Source organism: Streptomyces iakyrus, assembly GCF_000717055.1.
Taxonomy (GTDB): domain Bacteria; phylum Actinomycetota; class Actinomycetes; order Streptomycetales; family Streptomycetaceae; genus Streptomyces; species Streptomyces iakyrus.
Map to the genome: position 1 here is coordinate 293419 of NZ_JNXI01000015.1, position 13404 is coordinate 306822.

Annotated in this window: 15 protein-coding genes; 11 read left to right on the top strand and 4 right to left on the bottom strand. The window is 73.4% G+C overall.

Annotation, left to right across the window (positions count from 1 at the left end; all coding sequences use genetic code 11):
• The first annotated feature begins 45 nt into the window (after positions 1 to 45).
• The 3 genes from OO68_RS24370 (at position 46) to OO68_RS24380 (ending at position 3644) form a co-directional block, all read left to right on the top strand.
• A complete protein-coding gene (locus OO68_RS24370; RefSeq protein ID WP_033310907.1) occupies positions 46 to 777 on the top strand; it encodes a class II aldolase/adducin family protein in 732 nt (243 codons plus the stop codon).
• A gap of 82 nt (positions 778 to 859) precedes the next feature.
• Positions 860 to 1990, top strand: a complete 1131-nt coding sequence (locus tag OO68_RS24375; protein WP_033310909.1) for an alpha/beta hydrolase — start codon at positions 860 to 862, stop codon at positions 1988 to 1990.
• 253 nt (positions 1991 to 2243) lie between these two features.
• Positions 2244 to 3644: a hypothetical protein gene (locus OO68_RS24380; RefSeq protein ID WP_209442613.1), complete on the top strand. Its 1401-nt coding sequence runs from the start codon at positions 2244 to 2246 to the stop codon at positions 3642 to 3644.
• Between the two features lie 25 nt (positions 3645 to 3669).
• Here the strand turns inward: OO68_RS24380 and OO68_RS24385 are convergent, their stop codons facing one another.
• Entirely contained in the window at positions 3670 to 4083 is a 414-nt protein-coding gene (locus OO68_RS24385; protein WP_033310913.1) for a VOC family protein, read from the bottom strand.
• A gap of 316 nt (positions 4084 to 4399) precedes the next feature.
• On the opposite strand from OO68_RS24385, the gene OO68_RS24390 reads away from it, so the two are divergent.
• The 3 genes from OO68_RS24390 (at position 4400) to OO68_RS24400 (ending at position 7523) form a co-directional block, all read left to right on the top strand.
• The gene (locus tag OO68_RS24390; RefSeq protein ID WP_033310915.1) at positions 4400 to 5998 is read left to right on the top strand and encodes an ABC-F family ATP-binding cassette domain-containing protein; all 1599 of its coding nucleotides are present in this window, start codon (positions 4400 to 4402) and stop codon (positions 5996 to 5998) included.
• 352 nt (positions 5999 to 6350) lie between these two features.
• Complete coding sequence (locus OO68_RS24395) at positions 6351 to 6569, top strand: helix-turn-helix domain-containing protein (protein WP_010037790.1); 219 nt, start codon at positions 6351 to 6353, stop codon at positions 6567 to 6569.
• A 150-nt stretch (positions 6570 to 6719) separates the two neighbouring features.
• Positions 6720 to 7523, top strand: coding sequence for an enoyl-CoA hydratase/isomerase family protein (locus tag OO68_RS24400; protein ID WP_033310919.1), 804 nt, complete (start codon positions 6720 to 6722; stop codon positions 7521 to 7523).
• Positions 7524 to 7635: 112 nt separating this feature from the next.
• Here OO68_RS24400 and OO68_RS24405 read toward each other — a convergent pair whose 3' ends face one another.
• Complete coding sequence (locus tag OO68_RS24405) at positions 7636 to 8358, bottom strand: hypothetical protein (protein WP_033310922.1); 723 nt, start codon at positions 8356 to 8358, stop codon at positions 7636 to 7638.
• An 87-nt stretch (positions 8359 to 8445) separates the two neighbouring features.
• On the opposite strand from OO68_RS24405, the gene OO68_RS24410 reads away from it, so the two are divergent.
• The 5 genes from OO68_RS24410 to amaP are packed head-to-tail and all read left to right on the top strand — an operon-like array spanning position 8446 to position 10795.
• On the top strand, positions 8446 to 8919 hold the full coding sequence (locus tag OO68_RS24410) for an Asp23/Gls24 family envelope stress response protein (RefSeq protein WP_033310924.1): 474 nt from the start codon (positions 8446 to 8448) through the stop codon (positions 8917 to 8919).
• Positions 8920 to 8965: 46 nt separating this feature from the next.
• Complete coding sequence (locus OO68_RS24415) at positions 8966 to 9148, top strand: hypothetical protein (protein WP_033310926.1); 183 nt, start codon at positions 8966 to 8968, stop codon at positions 9146 to 9148.
• Complete coding sequence (locus tag OO68_RS24420) at positions 9145 to 9528, top strand: hypothetical protein (RefSeq protein WP_033310928.1); 384 nt, start codon at positions 9145 to 9147, stop codon at positions 9526 to 9528. Before OO68_RS24415 ends, OO68_RS24420 begins: the two co-directional genes overlap by 4 nt.
• Positions 9525 to 10211 (top strand): DUF6286 domain-containing protein, encoded by a 687-nt coding sequence (locus OO68_RS24425; RefSeq protein WP_033310930.1) that lies wholly within the window; start codon positions 9525 to 9527, stop codon positions 10209 to 10211. The genes OO68_RS24420 and OO68_RS24425 overlap by 4 nt, the downstream gene beginning before the upstream one ends.
• Positions 10208 to 10795, top strand: coding sequence for an alkaline shock response membrane anchor protein AmaP (amaP, locus tag OO68_RS24430; protein WP_033310932.1), 588 nt, complete (start codon positions 10208 to 10210; stop codon positions 10793 to 10795). Before OO68_RS24425 ends, amaP begins: the two co-directional genes overlap by 4 nt.
• Positions 10796 to 10819: 24 nt before the next feature.
• Here amaP and OO68_RS24435 read toward each other — a convergent pair whose 3' ends face one another.
• Both OO68_RS24435 and OO68_RS24440 read right to left on the bottom strand, forming a co-directional pair.
• Complete coding sequence (locus OO68_RS24435) at positions 10820 to 11575, bottom strand: SDR family oxidoreductase (RefSeq protein ID WP_033310934.1); 756 nt, start codon at positions 11573 to 11575, stop codon at positions 10820 to 10822.
• A 4-nt stretch (positions 11576 to 11579) separates the two neighbouring features.
• Positions 11580 to 13361 carry a glycoside hydrolase family 15 protein gene (locus OO68_RS24440; protein ID WP_033310936.1) on the bottom strand — a complete coding sequence of 594 codons (1782 nt, stop codon included), beginning with the start codon at positions 13359 to 13361 and terminating at the stop codon, positions 11580 to 11582.
• Between the last annotated feature and the right edge of the window lie 43 nt (positions 13362 to 13404).

A 13404-nucleotide genomic window follows, 5' to 3' on the forward strand; every position in this document is an offset into this window, starting at 1 on the left:
CCCCGCCGGGGGGCGCGTTGAGTCCCCGCCTGGCAGGATCGCGGCATGGCTGAGCAGCGAGGCGACGAGTGGGGCACGGGGGACGCCCGGGAGGGCGGACGGGAGGCGGGGGAGCCGCGGCGCACAAGCGCGCGCCCCGAGGAGGCGGACGCCTGGGAGGACCTCGTCGCGGCGGCCCGCCGGACGGTCGCGGACGGACTCGTCGTCGGCACGTCCGGCAACGTCTCCGTGCGCGTCGGGGACACCGTCCTGGTCACGCCGTCGGGCGTCCCCTACGACCGGCTGACCCCGGACGACGTGACCGGCGTCGGCCTCGACGGCCGGCAGGTCCTCGGCACCCTCGTCCCCACCAGCGAGCTGCCCATGCACCTCGCGGTCTACCGCACGACCGGCGCCCGGGCCGTCGTCCACACCCACGCCGTCCACGCGACGGCCGTCTCGACGCTCGTGAGCGAACTGCCGCTGATCCACTACATGGCCGCGGCGCTCGGCGGCCCCGTCCGAGTCGCCCCGTATGCCACGTACGGCACCGACGAGTTGGCCGAGAACATGCTCCGCGCCCTCGACGGCCGCTCCGGCTGCCTCCTCCAGAACCACGGCACCGTCACCCACGGCAGCACCCTCGCCCAGGCCTACGACCGCACCGCCCAGCTGGAGTGGATGTGCCGCCTGTGGCTGACCGCCTCCTCGGTGCCCGGCCAGGCCCCGAGCCTGCTGTCCCGGGAGCAGCTGGCGGAGGTGGAGGAGCGCCTGCGCGGCTACGGCCAGCGGGGCTGAGCCGTCCCCGCGGCGTCCGCGGAGGTCACCCCGCCGCTCCGCCCCACTGGTCGCCCGCGGAACCGGCCGGGACACTGGAGCCGTGCGTACTGTCAAAGCGGCGGCCGCTGCCGTCACCGCCGTCATCGGTGCCGGCGCCGCCGCGGTGGCCGCCGGCCGGCTCGCCAGCGACGCCGCGCTCAAGGCGCCCCCCGGCAGGCCCCTGCCCACCGAACCCCGGCTCACCGTGCACGGCACCGCCGCCGGGCAGATCAGCCTCACCCGGGACCTCGCCGCCCTGCGCCCCGGCCGCTACGGCCTGTCCGGCAACGGCTCGCACGCGGTCGTCGGCCCCGTCCTGACCGGCGGCGCCCCGCACCCCGCCGACACCGTGGTGCGCCGCCTGGAGAGCGTCACCCACGGCACGATGAAGCCCGGCGACAAGGTCTGGCTCACGCCGAACGTATACGTCGGCAACCCGGGCGCCGCCCTCGGACTCGAACACGCCGACGTCGACGTCCCCGGCGAACTCGGCGCCCTGCCCGCGTGGTTCGTGCCGGGCAAGCGGGACACCTGGGTGATCGCCGTGCACGGCCTGGGCGCCACCCGCGAACTTGCCATGAACGTCATGCCGTTCCTGCACCGCAACCACTTCCCGGTGCTGGCCCTCGCCTACCGCGGCGACCTGGGCGCGCCCCGCCCGCCCGACGGCCTCAACCACCTCGGCGAGACCGAGTGGCGCGACCTCGACGCCGCCATCCGCTACGCCGTGCGCTACGGGGCCCGCCAGGTCGTCCTGCACGGCTGGTCCACCGGCGCCACCATGGCCCTGCGCGCCGCCGCGCACTCGGGGCTGCGCGACCGTGTCTCCGGGCTCGTCCTGGACTCCCCGGTGCTCGCCTGGGAGACCACCCTGCGCGCCCTGGCCTCGGCCCGTCGCACCCCGGGGGCGCTGCTGCCGCTCGCGGTCCGGGCCGCCCAGGGCCGCACCGGCCTGTCCGGCGGCCGTGCCGCGGGCCCGGTCCCGTACGGCGGGCCGAGCGTCCCGGCGCTCGTCCTCCACGGCCCGGACGACACCGTCGCCCCCTGGCAGCCCTCCCGCCGGCTCGCCGATGCCCGCCCCGACACGGTCGCCCTGCGCACCGTCCGCAACGCACCTCACGGAGCCATGTGGAACGCCGACCCGGAGGCCTACGAGGAAGCCCTCCGGCGCTTCCTGACGCCCCTCATGTGACGCGCCGTCCCCGCCCACGCGCCGGCCCGGCCTCCCGTTCCGGCTTCTCCCCCCGTTCACGCCCCCTTCGCCCCGGCGCAACCACATCCCGCCGCCCCTTCCGCCGACCGGTCGCGAGGATTCCGTTTAGCGTCGTACCACTGGCCGATTTGCGGCCCTCGACCATTCCCGGGAACCGGTGCGTTGGCCATCCCCGTCGCCCGCCGTGACATTCCGTTTGGGTTTTCGGACCGTCAACCGGAAGACTGCACCCGTGACGTCCCGTATCCCGCGCGACTCCAGGCTTCGACTCGTCCGCCCGCGACCCCTGGCCGCCGCCCCACCAGCGATGAACCAGCGGCGCTCGCGCCGCCCCGCACCACGCCCCCCGGAGGGCACCCCGGCACCGGCGGAGCTGGCCAGAATGGCACGCTCAGGTCTCGCCGACGCGGCCCGCGTCGCCCGCTGGGCCGACGCCGCGCTCGGCCCCGGCCGGGACAGCGCCACCGACGACGGCAAGGCCACCCTCTCCGACGCGACGGCCGAACGGGCCGCCCGCGAACTCGGCCTGACACCGGCTCAGGTCAGAGCCGACTGGGACACCGCCCGCCTCGCCGGCCTCGTCGAGGTGCACGGCGACAGCGCCCGCCCCGGCTGGCGGCTGCGCGCCTGGGACCGCGACGACAGTGCCGTGCTGCGCGGCTGGGTCGCGCTCTTCGACGCCTGGTCGCTCGCCCACCCGGAGCCCGAGGAGCACGAGCCCGCCGCCGTCGCCGAGGTCGTCTCCGCCATGCCGCAGGCGCTGTCCTTCCTCCAGCTGTCCGCCGGGCCCGTCCCCGTGGAGCAGCTCCTCGACCTCCTGGAGCAGCGCGTCACCGAGCTGCGCACCGCCCGCTGCGAGATCCCCTACGGCCCCCAGCCCGAGCCGCCGGCCGAACCGGAGCCCACCGACGCCCCGCTCGCCCCCCTGCTCGACTGGGCCCTGCGCGCCCTCGCCTCCGTCGGCGCCCTCACCTACGGCGACGGCCAGGCCACCCTCACGCCGCTCGGCAGCTGGGCCGTCTGGGTCAAGCTGGAGCAGATCTGCGTCGCCGCGCAGAGCCCCGCCGGGAACATCGAGCAGGCCGCCGACGACATGCTCCGCGGCTGTGCCCAGCTGCGCCCGAACGCGGCCCGCGCCGAGTACCGCGCCTGGCTCGCCGCCCGCCCCGTCGGCAGCGCCGTCACCGAGCTTCTCGGCGCCGCTCGCGGTGAGGACGCCCTGCTGCGCGGCCTCGCCTTCGAGGCGCTGCGCGTGGTCGGCGCCCCCGCCGAGCCGGACGTCCGCGGCGTGCTGGACGAGCCCACGCTTCGGCCGTACGCGCTGCTGTGGCTGGCCGAGCACGACGGCGCCGACCCCGAGGACGCCCACGAGGTCCTCACCCGCGAGGAGGCGACCTGGCTGTGGGTGGACACCGCGGCCGCCGTCGCCGACCACGGGGAGGCGCCGCTGCTGGTGCGCCACCTGGAGTCCGCGGTGCAGCCGACCGTCCCGATGCTCCTGGAGGAGGTACGCGCCGTGGGACATCCGCGCACCGTGCAGGTGCTGGTCGCCCTCGCCGCCGCACACCCCGACCCGGCCCTGGCCAAGGCCGTCCGCCGGGCCGCCTTCCAGGTGCACACCGGCGGCAGCTAGGGCCGGCGCCCGGGCCGCGGGTTCGTCAGACCGCTATCTCGGGCGCGTACGTCCCGAAGCTCCACACGTTGCCCTCGAGGTCCCGGGCCATGTAGTCCCGTGAGCCGTAGTCCTGGTCCGTCGGGGGCATCAGCACCTCCGCGCCGTGGTCCACCGCGCGGCGGTGGTGCCCGTCCACGTCGTCCACCACCACGTACACCCCCGTGGTGCCGGCGTCCTTCATGGCCGCGTCGAACTGGCCGCCCCGGCCCTTGGTGCCGACCATCACCGCGCCGTTACCCTGCGCCAGCTCGGCGTGCAGCACCGAGCCGTCCTCGCCCTCGTACACCGACAGCTCCGTGAAGCCGAAGGCCTCCGTGAGCTGCCGGATCGCCGCCTTCGCGTCGGCGTACAGCAGCGTCGGGTAGATGCTCGGACGCCCGCCGGACATGCCTGCCATGGCGATCACTTCCTCGTGTCTCGCTGGGTGTTCCCCCTGCCGGGAGAGCCGGATTCCGGCCCGTTCCCCGGCCCGCTGTTCAGTCTTCCACCGGCCACTGACAACGGCCCTCCGTCCGGCCGCCGGTGATCGAACACCCGCACACAGAAAAAGTGGTTGCACGCCCCCGTTAGACTGTCCCCCATGGCCATTCTCCTCGCGCATTAGACGGCGGGAACGCCCGCCCGTCGCCCGCCACCGCCCTTCCAACGGCGCGCTACGCGCGGCACCCCCTGATTCGTCCATCCCGCCCCCGTATCCGCCCTGGAGTCTGTCCGTGATCTCCGCCTCCGGTATCGAGCTGCGCGCCGGTGCCCGCGTCCTCATCGAAAACGCCTCGTTCCGCATCGCCAAGGGCGACCGCATCGGCCTGGTCGGCCGCAACGGCGCGGGGAAGACCACCCTCACCAAATGCCTGGCAGGCGAGGGCATGCCCGCAGGCGGCACCATCACCCGCTCCGGCGAGGTCGGCTACCTCCCGCAGGACCCCCGCACCGGCGACCTCGACATCCTCGCCCGCGACCGCATCCTGTCCGCGCGCGGCCTGGACGTACTGATCCGCAAGATGCGCGACAACGAGCAGCGCATCGCCAACGGCCAGGGCGCCACCCGCGAGAAGGCGCTCCGGCAGTACGAGCGCCAGGAGACGGAGTTCCTCACCAAGGGCGGGTACGCCGCCGAGGCCGAGGCCGCCACCATCGCCGCCGCGCTCAACCTGCCCGACCGGGTCCTCGGCCAGCCGCTGCACACGCTCTCCGGCGGTCAGCGCCGCCGTATCGAGCTGGCCCGCATCCTGTTCTCCGACGCGGACACCCTGCTGCTCGACGAGCCCACCAACCACCTCGATGCCGACTCGATCGTCTGGCTGCGCGACTACCTGAAGACCTACCGCGGCGGCTTCATCGTGATCTCCCACGACGTCGACCTGGTCGAGACGGTCGTGAACAAGGTGTTCTACCTGGACGCCAACCGCGCCCAGATCGACATCTACAACATGGGCTGGAAGCTCTACCAGCAGCAGCGCGAGGCCGACGAGAAGCGCCGCAAGCGCGAGCGGCAGAACGCCGAGAAGAAGGCCTCCGCGCTGCACTCGCAGGCCGACAAGATGCGGGCCAAGGCCACCAAGACCGTCGCCGCGCAGAACATGGCCCGCCGGGCGGACAAGCTGCTGGCCGGCCTGGAGGCCGAGCGCAAGTCCGACAAGGTCGCCAAGCTGCGCTTCCCCGAGCCCTCCCCGTGCGGCAAGACCCCCCTGATGGCCGAGGGCCTGTCCAAGTCCTACGGGTCGCTGGAGATCTTCACCGACGTCGACCTGGCCATCGACAAGGGCTCGCGCGTCGTCATCCTGGGCCTCAACGGCGCGGGCAAGACGACCCTGCTCCGCCTGCTCGGCGGGGCGGAGCAGCCCGACACCGGCCAGGTCATCGAGGGCCACGGCCTCAAGCTCGGCTACTACGCGCAGGAGCACGAGACCCTCGACCCCGAGCGCACGGTCCTGGAGAACATGCGCTCCGCCGCCCCCGACCTGGACCTGGTGGAGGTCCGCAAGACGCTCGGCTCGTTCCTGTTCTCCGGTGACGACGTCGACAAGCCGGCCGGTGTCCTCTCCGGCGGCGAGAAGACCCGCCTCGCCCTCGCCACCCTCGTGGTGTCCTCGGCGAACGTGCTGCTCCTCGACGAGCCGACCAACAACCTCGACCCCGCCAGCCGCGAGGAGATCCTCGGCGCGCTGCGCACCTACAAGGGCGCGGTCGTCCTCGTCACGCACGACGAGGGCGCCGTCGAGGCGCTCCAGCCGGAGCGGATCATCCTGCTGCCCGACGGCGTCGAGGACCTGTGGGGCGCCGACTACGCGGATCTCGTCGCCCTGGCCTGAGCGTCAGTGCCGCTTGATCGAATGCGTGATCAACGGCGTATGGATCATTCGGCCCAGCGGTGATCCATCATCTGTGTGAGATCTCCTCGTACCGAGGTGTGTCCTACATCGATTTCGCGGCCGAGTCCCCGATTCTTCCCGGCTCGGCCGCGCCGCCTTTCTGACCTGGCCTTTTCCTCCACCATCCGTTCGGCCGCAAGGACACCACTCTTCGGAATTCCATATTCCGCATGTGGGGATGTGCTCCCGTCGTCACAACCTTGTCTCACCGACCTTGCCGAATGGGTGGCCATCAAGGCCCGGAGGGGTGATCATGAGGAGACCAGAGCGCACTTCCCATGAGGAGGCACGGGTGGCCGAGACTCTGAAGAAGGGCAGCCGGGTGACCGGCGCCGCGCGCGACAAGCTCGCGGCAGACCTGAAGAAGAAGTACGACGCCGGTGCGAGCATCCGGGCGTTGGCCGAGGAGACCGGCCGCTCGTATGGCTTTGTGCACCGCATGCTCAGTGAGTCGGGCGTCACGCTGCGAGGGCGTGGCGGGGCGACCCGGGGCAAAAAGGCCACGGCCTGACCCCGGGTGGCCCCTCGGCTTCGATGGTGGCCACCCGGTCGGTCGTCTGATCGGCCGGGTGGTTACTGTGCAGTCACTTAAGTGTGGCCTGCCATGGCGTCACAGCCGTCGCGGGGCACACAAGACGACCGCACCCATCGGAGGCGTCCCATGGCTTCGTCCGACCAGGACCTCGTTCCCGTACTCGACAAGGACGGCGTACGGCTCACCGTCGACGACGCGATCGCCACGGTGACGCTGACCAACCCGGCCAAGCGCAACGCGCAGAGCCCCGCTCTGTGGCGGGCGCTGACCGAGGCCGGCCGGCAGCTGCCGGGCTCCGTCCGCGTCGTGGTGCTGCGGGCCGAGGGCAAGTCCTTCTCGGCCGGGCTCGACCGACAGGCGTTCACGCCCGACGGCTTCGACGGCGAACCGTCGTTCGTCGACCTCGCGCGCGGCGCCGACGCCGAGCTGGACGCGACCATCGCCGAATACCAGGAGGCGTTCACCTGGTGGCGGCGCAGCGACATCGTCTCCGTCGCCGCTGTCCAGGGGCACGCCATCGGGGCGGGCTTCCAGCTCGCCCTCGCCTGCGACCTGCGCGTCGTCGCCGACGACGTGCAGTTCGCCATGCGCGAGACCAGCCTCGGACTCGTGCCCGACCTGACGGGCACGCATCCGCTGGTGGGACTCGTCGGCTACGCCCGCGCGCTGGAGATCTGCGTGACCGGGCGCTTCGTCGCGGCCGAGGAGGCCGTGAACACCGGGCTGGCCAACGTCGCCGTGCCCGCCGGCCAGCTCGACGACACCGTGCGCGACCTGACCGCGGCCGTGCTCGCCGCGCCCCGCGACGCGGTCGTCGAGACCAAGGCGCTGCTGCGCGGCGCCCAGGACCGCACCTACGAGGAGCAGCGCGCGGCGGAGCGCCAGTCCCAGGCCCGCAGGCTGCGGGACCTCGCGGGCGTCGGGGACTGAAAGCCGCCGGGCCGGGAGCGCGCGCAGCCGATCGTGCTTCACGACCGCCACCGTCGATGAGGAGCAGCACGCGGCGGAGCACCCGTCCCAGGCCGCCGGGCACCCGGGGGGCTCAGCCGATCGCGCTCACCACGACCGCCACCGTCGGATGATCCGGCAGCGCCCTCCTGACCACCGTCCGGACCTCGCGGGCCACGTCCCGGGCCCGCTGGTCCGCGCCCACCGCCAGCTCCAGCCGGACATGACGGTGCGGCAGCGCGGCGCCCTCGCGGGGGAGTTCCTCGATGTGCACGGGGTGTCCCAGCGTGCCGGTCAGCCGCAGCACGCCCGGCACCCCCAGCGCGGCATCGGCCACCCGGGCCTCGTCGCCGCCCTCGGCCCGCGCCGCACGCGGAGGCTCGGCCGGGACCGCCCCGGGCCCGGCCGCCGCGGGCGTCTCCTCGCCCAGCAGCCCCGTCACCCGCAGGTCCACCTCCGCCACCGTCAGACCGAGCCGCTCGGTCGCGGCGGTCGCCAGCGTCGCCCGCAGCAGGGACGCCGTCGTCGGCAGCGGCTGCGAAGCCGTCGCGGCGAACTCCGCCGTCACCCGCAGCGGCCCGGGCGGCAGAGCACTCGGCGGAGCGGGTACCGCCGGCTCAGCGGTGTCCGCCGCGTCGGCGACCACGACACGGAGCGCGTCGAGGCGTACGCCCGGCGCGTCCCGGGCCGCGCTGCGCAGCACCGCCTCGGCTGCCCGTTCCGCGATCCACGCGCCGTCCCGCGCGTCACCCAGCGGCAGAAGCCTGCCGATTCCCAGCTGATGTCTCACTGCCTGCGTCCATCGGTCGGCCGTCATTCCTCCAGCCTGCCGTATCAGAGGCGCGCTCCCACGTAACCGTGCTTACGGTGGTTCCAGGACGACGACCGAAAAGGACGTGCGGCGATGACTGACATGACCGAGAACCGGGGCGGGGAGTCCGAGACGCCGGCGGCGCGCAGGAGCCCGCTGGTCAAGCGCGGCGGAGGAGACCCCGGTTCCCGGGGCCGTACGACCATCGCGGACGGCGTCGTGGAGAAGATCGCCGGGCTCGCCGCCCGCGACGTCGACGGTGTGCACGCCATGGGCAGCGGTCTTTCCCGCACCTTCGGCGCCGTGCGCGACCGGGTGCCCGGCGGCGCGAAGTCGGTGACGCGCGGGGTGAAGGCCGAAGTCGGTGAGGTGCAGGCCGCCCTCGATCTGGAGATCGTCGTGGAGTACGGCGTGTCGATCGCCGATGTGGCCCGGGACGTACGGGAGAACGTCATCACCGCCGTGGAGCGGATGACCGGCCTGGAGGTCGTCGAGGTCAACATCGCGGTGAGCGACGTGAAGCTGCCCGACGAGGAGGAAGAGGAACCGGAGCGCCGGATCCAGTGAGGCGCGGGCCATCGGACAACACAGCGGCTGAGGAGCTGAGGAGCGCATGAGCATGGCCGTGGTCGGCATGATCGCCGGCATGGCGCTGGCCTTCGCCGGATACTTCGGCGGATTCGGTGCCTTCGTGCTGGTGGCGGCATTGGGCGCCGTCGGCTTCGTCGTCGGACGGTTCCTGGACGGGGACATGGACTTCGGCGACTTCTTCCGTGTCCGTGAACGGCGGCGGTGACGCCCGTGAGCACGGGGGCCGGTGAGCTCGACAGACCCCTGGCGGTCGTCCCGCCGGGCGAGCGTGGCGCGACCCGGATCGCCGACCGGGTCGTCGCGAAGATCGCCTCGCAGGCGGCCCGCGAGGCCGTCGGCACACTGCCGCCCGACGCCGGCCGGCCTTCCGCGTCCGTCGTCGTCCACCACGAGGTCGCCCACGTCCGGGTCCACATCGAACTCGACTACCCCTGCGACATCGGCGCCCGCTGCCGCACGGTGCGCCACCACGTCGTCGAACGGGTGGGCGCCCTGGTGGGCATGCAGGTGCCGGAGGTCGTCGTCCAGGTGGAGCGGCTGCACCTGATCGCGGCTCCCGGCGCGGTACAGGGGAGGACCCGATGAGCGAACCCCAGGGCACGGAGCCCCCCGAGGGCACCACACAGCGCCTGCCCGTCGTCGACCACCAGGAGGAGCCGGAGAACGGCGACGGGACCGACCGGTCCGAGTCGCCGGGCGCGGCCGAACCCGGGGGCGAGGGCGGCCGCGTGGGCCGCTTCTGGTCGGCCCGCCGCGTCCCCGCGGGCATCGTCGCCCTGCTGCTCCTGGGCCTCACCGGACTGTTCCTCTACGACATCGTCTCCGTGCGCGCCGGCCGGCCCGGCATGTACTGGCGGCGGGAACTGGCAGAACAGCTCGCCGAGCGGCCCCTCGACGACACCTGGGTGCTGGTCGGCGCCGGGGTCAGCGCCGTCCTCGGCCTGTGGCTGCTGGTCCTGGCCGCAACGCCCGGCCTGCGCGACGTGCTCCCGATGCGGCGCACGCACACCGGCGTGCGCGCCGGACTGCACCGGGATGCCGCCGCCACCGCGCTGCGCGACCGGGCCATGGAGGTGGCAGGCGTGCAGTCGGCGCGGGTACGGGTGCGCCGGAGGCGGGCGGACGTCCGTGCCGTGTCGCACTTCCGGGAACTGGACGACGTACGAACCGATCTGGACGCCGTGGTCGCCGACGCGGTCGGCAAACTGGGGCTGTCCCGGCCGCCCTCGCCGTCGGTGCGGGTCCGGCGGCCCGGCCGGAAGGGGTGAGAGCGGTGCTCAGGACCGTCAACCGTGTGTTCCTCGGCCTGGTGGGCCTGGTCCTGCTCGTGCTGGGCGGTTCCGTCCTGGCCGTCGGCCTCGGGGCCCCCGTGCCCTCGTGGTGGATCCACGACAGCGAGCACGACGTGCTGCTGAGCGACGCCGAGCGCACCCGCTGGCGCGACGACGGCTGGTGGTGGCCGGTCGTCATCGCCGCCCTCGCGGTCCTGCTGTTGCTCGCCCTGTGGTGGCTCGTCGCGGTCCTGCGCCGGCGCCGCCTCGCCGAGGTCCTCGTCGACACCGGCGACGGAGAGGGCGCGCTCGTGCGCGGCCGGGCGCTGGAGAACGCCCTCACCCAGGAGTCGGCCCGTATCGACGGCGTGGGCGGAGCCCACGCCCGCCTGAAGGGCCACCGCGCCACCCCCGAGGCCCACGTCCACCTCGCCCTGGAGCCGCACGTGGACCCCGGCACGGCCCTGCACGACTTCACGACCGGCGCCCTCACCCACGCCAGGACATCGGCGGGCCTCGCCGCACTTCCGGCGGAGGTGCGGCTGAAGGGCGTCAAGCACGGGGCGGAACGGGTGAGTTGAGGACGCGCGAGCCGGTCACGGCCCTCAGAAGCCGTGCCGCGCGCCACCGTCGACCGGCACCATGACCCCGGTCAGATAAGAGGCCGCCGGCGACATCAGGAACGCCGCCACCCGCCCGAACTCCTCCGGAGTCCCGTACCGCCGCAGCGGAATGCGCGATTCCGACGCCGCCCGGGTCGCCTCGGGATCAGCCGACAGCGCGTCCAGCTGCCGTACCCGGTCCGTGTCGATCCGCCCGGGCAGGACACCGACCACCCTGATGCCCCGCGGCCCCAGCTCGTCGGAGAGCGACTTGGCGAACCCCGCCAGCCCGGGCCGCAGCCCGTTCGAGATGGTCAGCCCCGGAATCGGCTCGTACACCGACCCGGACAGCACGAACCCGATGACACCCCCGGCCTCCAGCTCGGCCGCCGCGGCGCGAGCCAGCCGGACCGCACCCAGGAACACCGACTCGAACGCCGCCTGCCACTGCTCGTCCGTGTTGTCCGCGACGAACCCGGCCGGCGGCCCGCCCACGCTGACGAGGACACCGTTGAAACGGCCGAAGCGCTCCCGCGCGGTACCGATCAGCCGGGCCGCCGCCTCAGGGTCCGCGTTGTCGACGGCCACCCCGACCGCGTTCGGTCCCAGCTCGGCCGCCGCTTCGGCGACGCTCTTCTCGTCCCGCCCCGAGACGACCACCTTCGCCCCGTCCGCGACGAGCTGACGCGCGGTGGCGTTGCCGAGGCCGCGCGTGGCTCCGGTGACGACGTACACCCGGTCCTTCAGTCCAAGATCCATGGTCCTATCCTGCCCCGTCCGCACCGAACAGGGCGAGGGCGGTGTTCACCAGTCCGATGTGACTGAAGGCCTGCGGGAAGTTGCCGAGGTGCCGGCCGGTCACCGGGTCGAACTCCTCGGACAGCAGCCCGACGTCGTTGGCGAGCCCCGCCAGCCGCTCGAACAGCTCGCGGGCCTCCTTCGTGCGCCCCGTCATGTACAGGGCGTCCGCGAGCCAGAACGAGCACACCAGGAACACGCCCTCGCCGCCGGGCAGCCCGTCGTCCGTGTCGGCCGTGCTGTAGCGGAGCAGGAAACCGCCGTGGGTCAGTTCGTCGCGGACCGCGTCGATGGTGCCGAGCACCCGCGGATCGTCCGGCGGCAGGAACCCGACGCGCGGGATGAGCAGCAGCGCCGCGTCCAGTTCGCGTGAGCCGTAGGACTGCGTGAAGGTGTTGCGTTCCGGGTCGTAGCCCTTCTCGCACACCTCCTGGTGCACCTCGTCGCGCAGCGCGCGCCAGGCGTCCAGGTCGCCGTCCAGCTCCGGGTGGCGCTCCAGGGTGCGGACGGCACGGTCGGCGGCCACCCACACCATCACCTTCGAGTGCACGAACTGGCGCCGGCCGCCGCGCACCTCCCACAGTCCTTCGTCCGGCTGCCGCCAGTTGGTGCGCAGGAAGTCCATCAGGGCCGTCTGCAGCGCCCACACGTCGGGCTGGGCGGACAGGCCCGACTCGCGGGCGAGGGACAGGGAGTCCATGACCTCGCCCCAGACGTCCAGCTGGAGCTGGTTCACGGCGTCGTTGCCGATGCGCACGGGGGCGGACCCGGCGAAGCCGGAGAGCCACGGCAGCTCGAACTCGGGCAGCCGCCGTTCGCCCGCCACGCCGTACATGATCTGCAGGTCCGCCGGGTCGCCCGCCACCGCGCGCAGCAGCCAGTTCCGCCAGGCCTCCGCCTCCTCCTGATAGCCCGCCGCGAGCAGCGCGTTCAGGGTGAGGGTGGAGTCGCGCAGCCAGCAGAAGCGGTAGTCCCAGTTGCGCACCCCGCCCGGCTCCTCGGGCAGCGAGGTGGTGGGGGCGGCGACGATGCCGCCCGTCGGGGCGTAGGTGAGCGCCTTGAGGGTGATCAGGGAGCGGACGACGGCGTCCCGGTGCGGGCCGTCGTAGCGGCAGCGCGACGCCCAGGCCTGCCAGTCCTCCACGCTGTGGCGCAGTGCGTCGTAGGGGTCGACGAGCGGGGGGCGCGGCTCGTGGGAAGGGTGCCAGGTCAGGACGAACGCGACCTTCTCGCCCTTCTTGACGGTGAACTCCGCGTGGGTGCCGAAGTCCTCGCCCCAGCTGGTCACCTCAGGCTCGCTGCGCAGCCAGGTCGAGTCCGGGCCGGCGACGGCGACGCGGTGGCCGTCGACCCGGCGCACCCAGGGGATGATCGAGCCGTAGTCGAAGCGCAGCTTCAGGACGCTGTGCAGCGTCACCTCGCCGTCGAGGCCCTCGACGATGCGAACGAGGTCGGGGGCGCGGTCGCGCTGGGGCATCAGGTCGGTGACCCGGACCGCCCCTTGCGCCGTCTCCCATTCGGTGTCCAGGACGAGGGTGTCGGGGCGGTAGGCACGCCGGGTGCAGCGGTCCGCCCCGACGGGGGCGATGCGCCAGTACCCGTTGTCCTCGTCCCCGAGCAGTCTGGCGAAACAGGCGGCGGAGTCGAAGCGGGGCAGACACAACCAGTCGACGGAGCCGTCCATACCGACCAGGGCCGCGGTCTGCTCGTCGCCGATGAGCGCGTAGTCCTCGATGCTGGGATGCACGGAGTGCGGGTTCCCGGCAACTCGGCGTGGCAATCAGGGCGGG